This is a genomic window from Corynebacterium poyangense, assembly GCF_014522205.1.
In the GTDB taxonomy this organism is placed as follows: domain Bacteria; phylum Actinomycetota; class Actinomycetes; order Mycobacteriales; family Mycobacteriaceae; genus Corynebacterium; species Corynebacterium poyangense.
On sequence record NZ_CP046884.1, the window covers coordinates 1,110,348 to 1,123,813 of the forward strand.

A 13,466-nucleotide genomic window follows, 5' to 3' on the forward strand; every position below is an offset into this window, starting at 1 on the left:
TACCCTTCATGCGTTTTGGAAGAATTGCTACTCCGGAAACAATGTGTTTTTGCGTGATCGAGGGCGAGGGAGAAGACTACGCCCAGCTCACCGCCAAAGAAATCGAAGGAACCCCTTTTACGGAGCCGCAGTTTACCGGCCGAGAGTGGCCGCTTTCTCAGGTTCGGCTATTAGCTCCCATGCTGCCCAGCAAAGTAGTTGCCATTGGACGTAACTATGCTGACCACGTGGCTGAAGTGTTTAAGAAATCTGCCGAATCTCTTCCCCCGACCCTGTTCATTAAACCCCCAACCGCAGTCATCGGGCCGGGTCAGCCTATCCGCATCCCGGATTTCGCAACGAACGTGGAGTTCGAAGGAGAACTCGCACTGATTATTGGACGTCCGTGCAAAAACATTAAAGCTGATGATTGGCGTCAGGTGGTGCGCGGTTACACCATCGTCAATGATGTTTCCTCCCGCGATCTGCAATTCTCAGATGGTCAGTGGGCTCGAGCTAAAGGAATTGATACTTTCTGCCCCCTGGGCCCCTGGATAGAAACTGATCTTGATGCCATTGATGTAACCAATTTGCCTATTAAGGCTCGGCTCACCCACGAGGGGCACACTGCAGTCAAGCAGGATTCTAACTCTAATCAAATGATTATGAGCATTGGCGAGATCATCGAATTCATTACCGCTTCGATGACGCTATTACCTGGAGATGTGATTTGCACTGGCTCCCCGGCCGGAACGGAAGAAATGGTGCCGGGGGATTCCATCGAAATTGACATCCCCGGTATCGGGAAACTCGCTAATCCAGTAGCTCGGGCGTAGTGGTCTGGGGAACGTCATCCCTTAACCCAAGAGCGCGCATAATCGTGCGCAGTTTCGCGGTGGTTTCCGCAAATTCTGTCTCTGGATCAGAATCCGCCACAATGCCACCGCCGGCCCACGCTCGGGCCTGGTAGCCGTCGGCACTGACCTCGGCACATCGGATCGCTACCATGTATTGCCCGTCACCATGACTATCGCACCAGCCCACGGCGCCAGCATAAAAACCTCGAGGGGATTCTAGATCGCTGATAAAGCGTTCCGCCGCTGTTGCCGGTGTGCCGCATATCGCTGGAGTGGGGTGAGTCAGCATCGCTAACTCTAAAGCCGATGGTGCCGGTTCGCGCAACTCTCCACGAATGGGTGTGGCTAAGTGCCATACTTCATTGGTTTTCATCAGCTCCGGCTGATCCGGAATGCTCAAAGAAAAACACAGCGGCGTCAACACCCTCCGCAAATGTTCGACGACATAAGCATGTTCCGATTGGTCTTTGGCGCTGGCTTGAAGGCGTTGAGCTATCTTGGCGTCGCATTGTGCATCAGTTTGCCGGGGAGCTGAACCGGCGAGGGGGAAAGCAGTCACCACCTGACCACGGCGTCGCACCAACACCTCCGGCGAAGAACCAACCAGCATTTTTCCGTGAAATTCTTCACCAGCCGGGGACAGATCAGCAATAAAAGCATCCCGTTGGGCGGAAAGTTCTATGAGGCGAGCGGCAACGAGTCGAGGATCAACCGCCGGATCAAAAGCAATATCAACCGCTCGGGCCAGCACGACCTTATCAAACTGCCTGCGCTGAATAGCGTCCACCGCGTGGGCAACACGTTTCCGGTGCTCCTGGGGGGAGGGGTCAACGCCAACTAAGTGCGCCTTAAGCTGTGCGCCGGGGCCGATCCGATAATAGGGGTGCGGTTCTAAAGCGTGATCTTCACGAATGATTTTTTCAGGAACAGTTAACGCGGCAGGTGCCCCCGGGTGAAATGGCAAAGCACCAACGATCATCTCAACGTTTCCGCTAGAAAGTAGTGAAATGGCCTGGTGAGGGTCGGAAAAAGTGATTTTAGCGCCCTGGGTGCGGACCGATCCATCGGCTCTGGAGAGTAAAAAATCTGGCGCAGTGGTAGGGCGTGAACACATGTGAAAACATTGTAGCTACCATATCCACCATGACTGACGTACGCGTTCGATTCTGTCCATCGCCAACGGGAACCCCCCATGTGGGAATGGTTCGCACCGCTTTATTCAACTGGGCTTACGCTCGGTACACCGGTGGAAAACTGATCTTCCGGATCGAAGACACCGATGCTGCCCGTGATTCTGAAGAGTCCTACCAGGCCATTATCGATTCATTGACGTGGCTGGGTTTGGATTGGGATGAAGGCGTGGTGAAAGGCGGGCCACACGAGCCTTATCGGCAAAGCCTGCGTGGTGACATCTACCGGGATGTTCTCAATAAGCTCATTGAGGCTGGTGAAGTATATCCCGCTTACTCCACGGCAGAGGAAGTAGAACAGCGCCATCGTGAAGCCGGACGAGACCCCAAGTTGGGATACGACAATTTTGATCGTGACCTCAGCGAGGAGCAGATTGCGGCTTTTGAGGCTGAGGGGCGCAAACCAGTGTGGCGGCTGAGGATGCCTGATAAAAACTGGTGCTGGCATGATCTGGTGCGCGGAGACATGGAATTTGTCAGCAGCACCCAGCCTGATTTTGTGGTGGCGCGTTCCAATGGGCAACCGCTTTATACCTTGGTCAACCCGGTGGATGATGCCCTCATGGGGATAACTCACGTTCTTCGTGGTGAGGACCTTCTCCCCTCAACCCCACGTCAGTTAGCCCTCTACGAAGCTCTGCAACGCATTGGGATTGCGAAGCGCACACCTATTTTCGGTCACCTTCCTTTTGTGATGGGGGAGGGGAATAAGAAATTGTCGAAGCGTGATCCTCAGTCCAATCTCTTTAATCACCGGGAAGCCGGAATTATCCCGGAAGGCATGATCAACTATCTTGCTCTCTTGGGCTGGTCACTAGCAAAGGACCGGGATATCTTCAGTGTTGAGGACTTAGTAGAGAATTTCGACGTAGCCGACGTCTTAGGCAATCCGGCCCGATTTGACCAAAAGAAGTTGGAGGCAATCAACGCAGACCATATCCGGCTCCTTGAACCAGCGGTATTTGAACAGCGACTTCGTGACTATCTGACTGAGTTCACCGATTTCCCGGTTGACTACCCGGCCGATAAGTTTAAGATTGCCGCTGACCTAGTTCAGACCCGGATTAAGACCTTAGGTGACGCCTATGGCTTAGTGAACTTCTTAGTGACCCCGGACGCTGAATTGGAGTTGGAGGAAAAGTCAGCGCGAAAGAACTTGAAGGAAGATGCCGTTCAGGCCCTCGATGAAGGAATCAAGGTGTTGTCTGCCCTCGATGAGTGGACCACGCCAGCCATTGAACAAGCCCTGAGCGGAGCTCTCATTGAGGGGTTAGGGCTTAAGCCTCGGAAAGCCTATGGCGCACTGCGAGTAGGGATTTCCGGTGCAGCCGTTTCACCGCCACTCTTTGAATCCATGGAATTGTTGGGTAAAGAATCAACTTTAGCTCGGTTGCGCGCCGCGCGGGAGCAGACACCGTGGCAGTCATCTGGACAATAGGGTAATGACCTGCTGGTTTGTTAGTTCAGAGGAATTGTGACTATATTAGATCCCGTTGCTTCGCACGGGGTCGGTCAATAGTGTTCGACCGCTGAGCTAGCAATAGTGGCCTATGGTGTAATTGGCAACACAACGGTTTCTGGTACCGTCATTCTAGGTTCGAGTCCTGGTAGGCCAGCTGCGGTTGTCCGCACGGTGAAGAAATTCACTCTTCGCCCCGTTCGTCTAGCGGCCTAGGACGCCGGCCTCTCACGCCGGTAACACGGGTTCAAATCCCGTACGGGGTACCACAAACTATAGCCAAGTTCTTATTGAGAGGACTTGGCTTTTTCGCAGTTGAGTAGTGTGTACTCGCGGATCAATCAGGTCGGGGGCATGGCCCAAAAGTGATCTTAAAGGAAACTGGGAATATCAGTCATGGTGCCAATCCGCTGTGGAATAGTAGCACCCCGAACGGCAGCACATAGATCCGGCCACATCATGTTAGTCCCCCACAATGGATCCACGACGGTGACGTACAAACAGGATTCTAATTGCTGGTCTAAGGTGGCATTCCCATTCTTTAGTCGCTCAATAGTATTTTCATCGACCCCGCCTACTGAGGTTGTGTGAGAGGGGTTACCAATAGTAACCCTCATGACGGAGTCCTGTGGTTCATGTGCCCCGCGGACTATGGTGACGTAATGGCTCGCGCTTAGCGCGGAGACCAGCCGATACACTGACTCCGCTGGAGACATAAGTTCTACATATGCCCGCTGCGCGTAGCCTTCCTCATCGAGGGGAACTCCCGGCTGAGAGCTGAGTGTTAAATACCCGAAATCATTATAGAAACAGAGGAAATTAGCAATAGGAGCAGTTTCTTCATCAATGGGCCCTAAGTATTCTGGGCTGGTATCTAATTCACCCTGAACATAACAGTCCGTCAAATACCGTAAATCAGCAAAGCTTTTAGCGTCACTCCAGTCCTCCGGGAGATCATCGGCAATAGAAAAAGAATTATCGGTGCTTATGGAAAATCCTTACTATCTTTCTGCTGTGGTTATTGACAAGTCTGAGAATAAGACAGTGAGCACCGGAATTCATGGGGAGAAATCCCCGGAGGTATAAAGAAAGCCTGCAGCCAGAAAGACGTCGCCCACCTCTCTACTCATAGTAACGAGGTGGGCAAGGGTATTTACCAGTTATGGACAGTACCGTCAGCTAGCCGGTTATAGGGCAGATATGCTTGTTCATAGGGGAATTTCTTCGCTGCTTCTGGATCAAACTCCACACCTAGTCCAGGGTTGTCTCCCGGGTGGAGGTAACCGTTTTCAAAGGTCAAGGATTCGTGGAATACTTCCTTCGTCAGCGTGGAGTGAGGCATATATTCCTGTAATCCATAATTATGGATGGAAAGACCCAAGTGAAGTTGAGCTGCAAATCCAATCGGAGATACATCGGTGGGACCGTGGAAACCAGATTTTACTTGGTACATTTCGGCAAGATTCATGACTTTCCTTAACGGGCTAATACCACCGAAATGGGTTGAGGCGCAGCGCACATAATCAATAAGCTGCTCGGAAATGAGGTCCTTAATGTCATAAATGGAGTTAAAAACCTCACCAATAGCTAGGGGCGTGGTGGTTTGCGACCGAACATAACGCAAAGCCTCCTGGTTTTCTGCCGGTGTGCAGTCCTCCAACCAGAACAAGTCATAGGGTTCAAGAGATTTACCCAACTGTGCAGCTTCCCGCGGAGTCATCCGGTGGTGACCGTCGTGGAGTAGAGGAAGCTCAGGGCCAAACTCATTGCGCACTGCCTCGAAAACTGTGGGTACGTGCCGCAAATAAGCTCTCGTATCCCAGTCCTCTTCCACCGGCCACGAGCCACGATTCGCCGGTTCAAAGTCGTAGCGCTCGCCGGTGGACTGCTCCTGAGCTGCGACCCCATAGAGTTTCTCGATTCCCGGCACCGAGGTTTGCACCCGGATACTGCGATACCCCAGCGACATTTCGTAGCGGATGGAGTCAAACAGAGATTCCAGATCAGTGCCGCTGGCGTGTCCATAGGCACGGCATCCTCGTCGGCTTGCACCACCGAGGAGCTGATACACGGGCATTCCTGCTGCTTTGCCCTTGATATCCCACAAGGCCATATCGACGGCCGCAATAGCTGCCATTGTGACCGGGCCGCGCCGCCAATACGCACTTCGATAGAGGAACTGCCAGGTATCCTCAATATTCCGGGCATCGCGCCCTACCATGAGCTGACACACGTGGTCTTTGAGATAACTTGCTACCGCCAATTCACGCCCATTGAGCGTGGCATCTCCCACGCCAACTATCCCATCCTCGGTGGTTAGCCGCAGAGTGACGAAATTGCGAGTAGGGGAGCACACAAAAACTTCAGCGTGCGCAATTTTCATTACTTCTTCTCCTTATCGTCGATATCTAAGGACACCACTTTTTCGGTATCATCAGCGAATTTCGCTGCCAAACTTGTTCGGTTTTTCTCAATGGAAGCCATGATTTCTCCGAAGCGCTTTTCAGTGAGTGGATAACTCCACATAATGAGGATCGCGAGGAGGAAGAACCCTCCGGCGAAGATGGCAAACCACAACCCCATCGCGTCGAGCGTGGCGGGGTCCTGAGCCAGATGGCTGATTCCTTGGGCTTTCTGCTCCGAGGTGGGTTGGACATAGCCCGAGAGCGCAAGAGCCCAGCTAGCGAGGGCCATACCTATTCCTTGCCCTACTTTTCGGGTAAAGGAGAATGCGGCGTAGGTGGCCCCTTCGGTACGAATACCTGTGCGGTATTCGCCGTATTCCACGGTATCGGCTTCCAAAGCCCACGTCATTGTGTTAAGAATGGCCATTCCGGCGCCGGTGACAAAAAGTCCGAGCAAGCTAATACTCAGGCTCTGGGTTACTGAGGAACCCGCCCAGAAGATAATGACGCCGATAATTGAGGCAATTCCAGCAACGAGGAATCCCCGTTTCTTCCCCAGTTTTCTAGTAAGGATTGGCCCAAATGGGGACATATACAGGACAGCGCCGGTGGTAATGATAGTGACCACCGTGGACTGCCAGTTACCGTCGGAAAACCTCCCCAGCAAGTCAATGGCGATATAAAGCGCCATGGCAGATACTACGTTTTGGCCGGTGAGATACATCAGGGAGGAACCGCACAGCCGCATCAGCGGACCGTTGCGACGGACTGTTGCCAGGGTTTCTTTAAGAGAGACTCGTTCAACTTCACGTTCCACCACCTCTTTGGCGGTGGCGAAGGTTGTCATGAAGAAAATTGATCCAACAATGAGGAAGGCAATAGCCGTAATGAGGAAGGTTTGTTGCAGGTTGGCAGCAGATTTAATGGCCGGTGCCAACAAAACTGCCAAGATCAAAATAGTGAAACCGGAACCTACCATGCGGGCAGCAGCCATTCGGGAGCGATCTACGGGATCTTGGCTCATAGCACCCGCAAGGGAACCGTAAGGGATGTTGACCATGGAGTAGAGCAACCCCATCAGGGCGTAAGAGACAGTAGCCCAGATGACTTTCATCCCATAATCGCTGACCGGGATCCAGAAACACAGCAGATTAGAGGCGAGAAGCGGAATGGAGTACCACAAGAGGAAGGGGCGGAATTTACCCCAGCGGGTCATGGTGGCATCTACTACGCGGCCGGCAAAAATATCAGCAAAAGCATCCCAGACCTTGATGAAAAGAAAGATAAGGCCAGAATGTTCGGGGCGAATTCCCACCACGTTGGTATAAAACACGAGGAGGAAAAGGCCGGTCATTTGGAACGCAATATTACATCCGGCATCACCTAGGCCATAGCCAACGAGCCGATGGACCGGGAGATGCGGTCCGCTGCTAACCACCGCAGCGGTTGGTGAAGAGTGAGTGGCCATAATGTGGCGCACCTCCTTGGTGAAGGAAAAGTTGAAAGATGAGGGAAGCTACCGAGTTGTCCACCGCTGGCGTAAATGGGTGGCCGCAGCTTTAGGGCGTCGGTCTCGGGTGAAAGCACCCTTACGGTTGCCATCAATACGGGCGATACCGAACTTGGTTTGAAAGTCAGCGAAATTCCACATCTGTTCCCCGATGACGGCAGGCACGGCATCAAAGACTTCTTCATAGGCTTTGAGGTAGGCGACCTGGAATTCCTCGGAAAAAGGGACATTGTGCACCGAATGCAAGCCGGCCACAGTATCAGCGCCGTATTCGGTCATAATGATGGGTTTATGGAGCATGTCTTGCCACTTTTCGAGTTCTTCGCGCAGAACCTCCTGTGCTTTCTTGAGATCAGCTATGTGGGCATACCAGCCGTAATAGCGGTTTAGCATCAAGACATCAAACAGATCAGAAACCGTATCAACCCCGGCCGGAGCAAACATGACATTGGTAAAACCGACTGGGCGCGTGGCATCTAGAGAACGGGTCCATTCAACCAGGGGAGCAAAGTACTCTCGAGCCTCTGGAACGGCGGTATCGGGTTCATTGGCGATAGACCACATCACCACCGACGGCCGGTTCTTATCTCGCTGAATGAGTTCCGCGATGTGGTCCTTATGAGTGGCTTGGGTTTTGTCATCCACGTGGCCCGGGGTGAAAGTGGCTCCTACCTCGTCACCGACGATTCCGCCAGCAATGGCCCAATTCAGCCCCACGGCTGCTGTTTCATCGATCACGACAATGCCGTGTTCATCGCAGTAATCCATGAACTCATCTGAGTAGGGGTAATGCGAGGTGCGCAGCGAGTTTGCGCCTATCCACGACAAGAGCTCGAAGTCCTGAAGCATGTGGGCGTCGGAATGCCCTTTCCCCAGAGTCTCATGGTCTTCGTGCATACCAAAACCGGTGAAATAGAAGGGCTCGCCATTAATAAGGAACTGCATTCCCTCTACGGCTACTTCCCGCACTCCAAAGGGTTCTCGATGGCAATCAAGAAGTTGCCCGGCTTCATCATAGGCTGAGATTTCGAGGTCATAGAGTCCTCCGATCCCCGGAGTCCATAGTCTGACGTGGGGAATCTCCACCTGCCCGGAAGATCCCTCGGATTCCGCGATCACTGAAACATCGCGGTGATCAAGCACTTTAATCTGGATTGACGCTGGCGCCTCAGAGAAGTCGGCGCTCCAGCTCACGACGCCAGTAGAACCAGAATACGAGGTGGTAATAGTGACATCGTGGAGATAGGTCCTGGGACGAGACCACAACGCGACACTGCGGTGCAGTCCGGCGTAGTTGAAGAAATCATGACGATAGTCCTGGCGCCAGGTACCGTCGTCTTGCTGAACTACCTCTCCCGGGGGAATGGAATCCTGGTAGAGGCGGTTATCGACGGCGATCGTGAGGCGGAAGACCTCTCCCGGCGTGACATGATCAGTGATATCAACCTCGACGGGAAGATATCCTCCCCGATGGTCGCCTACTTCCTGACCATTAACCCACACCCGGGCTTCATGAGTAGCAGAACCACAGCGAAGAATGACTGATTGATCCCACGTTCCGGGGACTAAAACCATCCGTTCGTAGAAATACAGTCCAACGTGATGACGGATCCTAGGATCAGTAAAGAGGTCATTGACCGAAGCCGGAACGGCACACTGCTGGGATCCAGGTAAGGCATCTCGCCAAATCTCCTCGGCTTCAGCGGTGTGGTCAAGATCCGGATAAAACCTCCACATCCCGTTAAGTATCCGACAATCTCTGGTTCGTGATTCACGCATTACTAACATTATTTCTCCTCACTCAAAGAGGAAACCGCAGCTAAGACATCTGGGTTGTGGCTTAGATCCTGATCCAGAACCGCAACTAAAGCCTGAACTGGATGTGCCTGATGGAGCGCCACGTCAATGTCCGAGGCGCGGGTGTCTTGGAAGTCGCCACCTTGAAGGAGCCACGTCACCCAGGCTTGGATGGGTGCCGCAGCACCGGGAATTAAGTCATTGCGACCGGCCTCAAGGCATCGCCGGATGACAGGGACAGAACGCATCCGGAGCTTCGTCGCACCATCAATACCGATTTGCGACAAGTAATGCTCAATGCGGGGATTATTGAATCTCTGGATGAGGGCCTCCCGGTAGTCCGGAACAGCCAGCTCAGGTTGATCCAAGAAAGTACTGGCTGCCTGCCAAAATTCCTCAACGCGGCTGCGTACTTCTGGGATGGCAATAGCTTGAGCTACTGTTTCTGCACCTGCGCTGCGGCCGGCATAGGCCATGAGCGAGTGGGAACCATTAAGCAGCCATAATTTGCGGCGTTCAAAAGCCTCGATGTCAGCAACGAATTCCACTCCGGCACGCTCCCAGTTCGGGCGTCCAACCGGGAATTCTCCGCGGATAATCCAATTGGCAAAGGGCTCAGTAACAACAGGAGCAGCATCCCGATAGCCACAGTTTTGTTCCACCACGGTCGCCAAAGAATCCTCAGTAGCTGGGGTTATCCGATCAATTGAGGTGGAAGGAAAAGTCACATTGCCGGAAATCCACTGGGCAAGTTCCGGATCCCATTCTTGGGCCATTCCGAGCACGGTGGCTTTGGTCGCGGCACCATTAGCGGAGATATTGTCACAACTCATGACAGCAAGACCGACGTCTGACTGTTGGCGTCGAGCGTGTAATGCGACAACAATCCGGGCAGCGGCTGTGCGTAGAGCGGAGAAATCTCTGCGACGCAAATCGGCTAAGTCCTCGTTGACTTGTGGATGGTGAAGATCAAGGTGACCTTGTTCATCCAGGTGATATCCAGCCTCGGTGATCGTGAGAGTAAGGACTGCAACATCGGCTGATGCTACGAGCTCAACTAGCCGGGAAATATTGTGTGCTGGGTTAGCCTCCACGAGGGAAGAGATCAGTTCGCACGAGTCCCCATCCTCAGATCGGGTGACTAAGGTATATAAGCCGCCTTGGGGGGACAGGACCTCCGACATTCTTGGGCTTCTGCCAGTGAAGGAAGCGTATCCCCATTCCGGCTGCTGTGGGTTGTTTTCGGCGTGCTGGGTGTACCACACCTGGTGGGCTCGATGAAAAGCACCTAGACCCAGGTGAACCAAGCGAATGGGAGGGGTTGGGGTATCTGAGGAACGAACTAGAGAAGTCATAGCTTAAAAACCCTTCGTGGTGAGGCATCGACCAAATCCACAATGATGTCGGCGGCACGCTCTTCGGAGAGACGATGTTCTGCCACCAGGCGGGAAAGGTAATTGGCTTCTACTCGGCGTGAGGTATTATGGCGCGCCGGGATAGAGCAGTAGGCGCGAGTATCATCAATGAATCCGGAGCTACGGGAGAACCCGGTGGTGCCGGTAATTGCGCTGCGGAAGCGGTTCATAGCGTCGATTTCGTCAATAAACCACCAGGGCGCCCCCACGTAACAGGCTGGATAGTATCCGGCTAAGGGGGCAAGTTCGCGGGAGTACACCGTTTCATCAATGGTAAATAGCACCAGGTGGAAGGCTGGGTTTTCGCCAAACTGAGACAGTAGTGGCTGTAAGCCGTTGGTGTATTCCATCCGGAACGGAATATCATGCCCCGTGTCAGGTCCAAAACGATGGAAAGCTGTAGTGGAGTGGTTGCGGTACACCCCAGGGTGCAAAGTCATGACCAATCCATCATCTTGGGACATTTCCGCGAAGCGATACGTCATATTGGCCTCAAAGGCAGCCGCTTCGTCCCGGGTAGCTTCCCCCTTGAGGCCCTTCTCAAAGATCCGAGCCGCAGTGGCATCATCTAAGGGGGTTGAATTAGCATCATGCGTACCATGATCAGCGCTGACCGCGCCGTTTTCCTTGAAGAACCACCGCCGGTTTTTGAGCGCTTCCAGATAGCCCTGGTATCCGGTTTTACCCTCTCCAGCACTGTCAATGAGCCGTGTCACATTATCCCGGAAATCCGGAAGATACATTTTGGTGTAGGCATCGGGCCGGAACGTGGGCAACACCCGGGGATGGAATTGTGAATCCTCGGCTAAAGCCCGGTGGTAGGAGAGATCATCAAGAGGATCATCGGTAGTGGCGAGCACCTCTAACCCAAAACGGGTGGCCAGTGCCCGGGGACGAAAGTCATCCTGAGCGATGACGTGGGATAGTTCATCATAAATATCATCCGCGGTGTCTTCTGAAATCCGGTCCGGATCTATCCCGAAGACATGATAAAACTCTTGTTCAAGCCAGTATCCTGAGGCTGTTCCGCTAAAGAGGGGCCAATGCTGGCAAAAGATTCTCCAGGCGGCGCGGGGGTCACATGACGTCCGTCCGACCCCTAACTCACCAAGATCAATTCCTGCTGAGCGCAGAACCCGGGTGACGTAATGATCCGGGCTGATCAACAGGGCAGTGGGATCCGGAAAAGCCTCATTATGGCAGAACATAGCGGGATCTAAATGCCCGTGCGGGGAAATAATAGGAAGGTTTTCAACTTCCGCAAGAAGGCGACGCGCGATCTCGCGGACCCCAGGGTCCGCTGGTAATAGTCGGTCTGGGTGGGCAACTCGTGGAGTAGACATACCCCCATTTAATTGTTGGGAAAACACCACTGGCAACGAGTTGCAAGAAGTTGCAGCCGGTTATTTTTCTCAACAAATATGTGGGGTTGGCACCCCGCTTGGGGGAGTTAGCAGTCAATCACCCGAAGCTTCATCCTTAGGCCGACTGGCGTCGAATCAACTTCGTCGGCAAAATGCGGGGTTGGAGTTGAGGTTTACGCAGCCCTTCAATATGAGACATCACCAGAGCAGCTCCGACGGACCCAATTAGCCGTAGAGGAGCAGCAGCGGTGGTCAATGAAGGAGTTACTATTTGGGCAAACTCGGTATTATCAAATCCCACTACCTTGACGTCTTCGGGAACTCGAAGTCCTAATTGCTGTGCCCCGTGCATAAATCCTACTGAAATCAGCTCGTTGAAACACAGCACGGCATCGGTAGGGCAGTCATACCAGCGTCGGACAAGCTGGTGTCCTCCGCGGATGGTGGGTTCAGTTGCCCTCATTTTGTGCACTTTTAGTTTCCCTATTGGAGTGGGAGGGTGAATCAACGTCAACGGCTTATCTGTGCTTGGTTCTCCTGCAGCATCTAATAAGCCTCTCCACCGTAGCCCGTCGGCAAAGGCATCCTCCGGCCCAGCCAAGTAGGTGATACTCCTGGTTCCGGTAGCAGCAAGGTATTCTGCGGCGGCAACAGCTGCAGCATAGTTATCTGCCATGACACTTGCCACGCCGGCGACTGGGCGGTTAAGGACAACGGTGTGCCGAGTTCGAGCAATTTTATGGATTTGTCCGGTGCTCAGCCTTGGGGAGGCGAGCAGAACACCGTCGACGAGGGGCAGCATCGCGTCTATTGCTTCTAAAAATCGTCGTTCTGATTCGGCGGCATTGGCTACGAGAAGTTGTCGATTTTGGGAGCGAGCCGCATGTTCTGCGCCCCGAACAATTTCTAGGAAAAAAGGATTGAGGAGGTCAGCGATGACTATTCCAATTACCCCGGTTCGGGGGGTGGAGGAGGAATCGGGCGGCGCGGTGGCATGTGTCCGATATCCTACTTTAGTGATTGCTTCCATCACCTTTTCAGCAGTTGCGGAACTGACCAGATCGGGACGGTTAAGTGCGCGGGAGACGGTTGCCGCAGAAACCCCGGCTATTCGGGCGACGTCGTAGATGCTGGTCACATTATCCAGGGTAATCGACGTCTTTCTACCTCGTCGTCGACATCGCTTCTGAACAGCTGATTTGTGAAATTATCCCGCGGTAGTTTAGTCTTCCATCTGGCTACCAAGCCCCGTTCGTCTAGCGGCCTAGGACGCCGGCCTCTCACGCCGGTAACACGGGTTCAAATCCCGTACGGGGTACGTCATAAAGGAAGGTCAGAGAAACTCTGGCCTTCTTTTTATCTCGTCACCAGAGTCTCATCCTAAAAATTTAGAATTCCTCGTAGCGTGTTCTGGAAATTGATTTAGTGTCTATGGGAGTAGTCTCCACGATAAGAACAATATGGTGATCATTAACACCATGAGTTCTTGC

At 53.2% G+C, this 13,466-nt stretch carries 10 protein-coding genes and 3 tRNA genes; 5 read left to right on the forward strand and 8 right to left on the reverse strand.

Features of this window, described 5'->3' with window-relative positions; all coding sequences use genetic code 11:
• Nucleotides 1–8 precede the first annotated feature (8 nt).
• The gene (locus GP475_RS05210; RefSeq protein WP_187975570.1) at nucleotides 9–815 is read left to right on the forward strand and encodes a fumarylacetoacetate hydrolase family protein; all 807 of its coding nucleotides are present in this window, start codon (nucleotides 9–11) and stop codon (nucleotides 813–815) included.
• On the opposite strand, the gene GP475_RS05215 is transcribed toward GP475_RS05210, so the two are convergent.
• Nucleotides 793–1,950 carry an isochorismate synthase gene (locus GP475_RS05215; RefSeq protein WP_187975571.1) on the reverse strand — a complete coding sequence of 386 codons (1,158 nt, stop codon included), beginning with the start codon at nucleotides 1,948–1,950 and terminating at the stop codon, nucleotides 793–795. The genes GP475_RS05210 and GP475_RS05215 overlap by 23 nt on opposite strands.
• Nucleotides 1,951–1,979: 29 nt before the next feature.
• Between GP475_RS05215 and gltX the strand changes: the two genes are divergently transcribed.
• The 3 genes from gltX (at nucleotide 1,980) to GP475_RS05230 (ending at nucleotide 3,754) form a co-directional block, all read left to right on the forward strand.
• On the forward strand, nucleotides 1,980–3,464 hold the full coding sequence (gene gltX / locus GP475_RS05220) for a glutamate--tRNA ligase (protein WP_187975572.1): 1,485 nt from the start codon (nucleotides 1,980–1,982) through the stop codon (nucleotides 3,462–3,464).
• Between the two features lie 106 nt (nucleotides 3,465–3,570).
• Nucleotides 3,571–3,642 (forward strand) — tRNA-Gln (locus GP475_RS05225).
• A 36-nt stretch (nucleotides 3,643–3,678) separates the two neighbouring features.
• A tRNA-Glu gene (locus GP475_RS05230) sits at nucleotides 3,679–3,754 on the forward strand.
• Between the two features lie 102 nt (nucleotides 3,755–3,856).
• Here GP475_RS05230 and GP475_RS05235 read toward each other — a convergent pair.
• The 7 genes from GP475_RS05235 to GP475_RS05265 form a co-directional block, all read right to left on the reverse strand.
• The gene (locus GP475_RS05235; RefSeq protein ID WP_394367428.1) at nucleotides 3,857–4,474 is read right to left on the reverse strand and encodes a DUF6919 domain-containing protein; all 618 of its coding nucleotides are present in this window, start codon (nucleotides 4,472–4,474) and stop codon (nucleotides 3,857–3,859) included.
• A gap of 164 nt (nucleotides 4,475–4,638) precedes the next feature.
• Complete coding sequence (gene manD / locus GP475_RS05240; RefSeq protein WP_187975574.1) at nucleotides 4,639–5,868, reverse strand: D-mannonate dehydratase ManD; 1,230 nt, start codon at nucleotides 5,866–5,868, stop codon at nucleotides 4,639–4,641.
• Nucleotides 5,868–7,358 carry a glycoside-pentoside-hexuronide (GPH):cation symporter gene (locus tag GP475_RS05245; protein WP_187975575.1) on the reverse strand — a complete coding sequence of 497 codons (1,491 nt, stop codon included), beginning with the start codon at nucleotides 7,356–7,358 and terminating at the stop codon, nucleotides 5,868–5,870. The genes manD and GP475_RS05245 overlap by 1 nt, the downstream gene beginning before the upstream one ends.
• A 48-nt stretch (nucleotides 7,359–7,406) precedes the next feature.
• Nucleotides 7,407–9,179: a beta-glucuronidase gene (uidA, locus tag GP475_RS05250; protein WP_224400016.1), complete on the reverse strand. Its 1,773-nt coding sequence runs from the start codon at nucleotides 9,177–9,179 to the stop codon at nucleotides 7,407–7,409.
• Between the two features lie 8 nt (nucleotides 9,180–9,187).
• Entirely contained in the window at nucleotides 9,188–10,552 is a 1,365-nt protein-coding gene (locus GP475_RS05255; RefSeq protein WP_187975577.1) for a mannitol dehydrogenase family protein, read from the reverse strand.
• A complete protein-coding gene (uxaC, locus tag GP475_RS05260; RefSeq protein ID WP_187975578.1) occupies nucleotides 10,549–11,955 on the reverse strand; it encodes a glucuronate isomerase in 1,407 nt (468 codons plus the stop codon). The genes GP475_RS05255 and uxaC overlap by 4 nt, the downstream gene beginning before the upstream one ends.
• Nucleotides 11,956–12,091: 136 nt before the next feature.
• Nucleotides 12,092–13,114: a LacI family DNA-binding transcriptional regulator gene (locus tag GP475_RS05265; protein WP_224400019.1), complete on the reverse strand. Its 1,023-nt coding sequence runs from the start codon at nucleotides 13,112–13,114 to the stop codon at nucleotides 12,092–12,094.
• A gap of 107 nt (nucleotides 13,115–13,221) precedes the next feature.
• On the opposite strand from GP475_RS05265, the gene GP475_RS05270 reads away from it, so the two are divergent.
• Nucleotides 13,222–13,294 (forward strand) — tRNA-Glu (locus tag GP475_RS05270).
• Nucleotides 13,295–13,466: the final 172 nt, after the last annotated feature.

Excerpts from the sequence above, each read along its gene's own strand:
- GP475_RS05210 (WP_187975570.1), top strand. The coding sequence starts at position 9 with ATGCGTTTTGGAAGAATTGCTACTCCGGAAACAATGTGTTTTTGCGTG.
- GP475_RS05215 (WP_187975571.1), bottom strand. The coding sequence starts at position 1,950 with ATGTGTTCACGCCCTACCACTGCGCCAGATTTTTTACTCTCCAGAGCC.
- gltX (WP_187975572.1), top strand. The coding sequence starts at position 1,980 with ATGACTGACGTACGCGTTCGATTCTGTCCATCGCCAACGGGAACCCCC.
- manD (WP_187975574.1), bottom strand. The coding sequence starts at position 5,868 with ATGAAAATTGCGCACGCTGAAGTTTTTGTGTGCTCCCCTACTCGCAAT.
- GP475_RS05245 (WP_187975575.1), bottom strand. The coding sequence starts at position 7,358 with ATGGCCACTCACTCTTCACCAACCGCTGCGGTGGTTAGCAGCGGACCG.
- uidA (WP_224400016.1), bottom strand. The coding sequence starts at position 9,179 with ATGCGTGAATCACGAACCAGAGATTGTCGGATACTTAACGGGATGTGG.
- GP475_RS05255 (WP_187975577.1), bottom strand. The coding sequence starts at position 10,552 with ATGACTTCTCTAGTTCGTTCCTCAGATACCCCAACCCCTCCCATTCGC.
- uxaC (WP_187975578.1), bottom strand. The coding sequence starts at position 11,955 with ATGTCTACTCCACGAGTTGCCCACCCAGACCGACTATTACCAGCGGAC.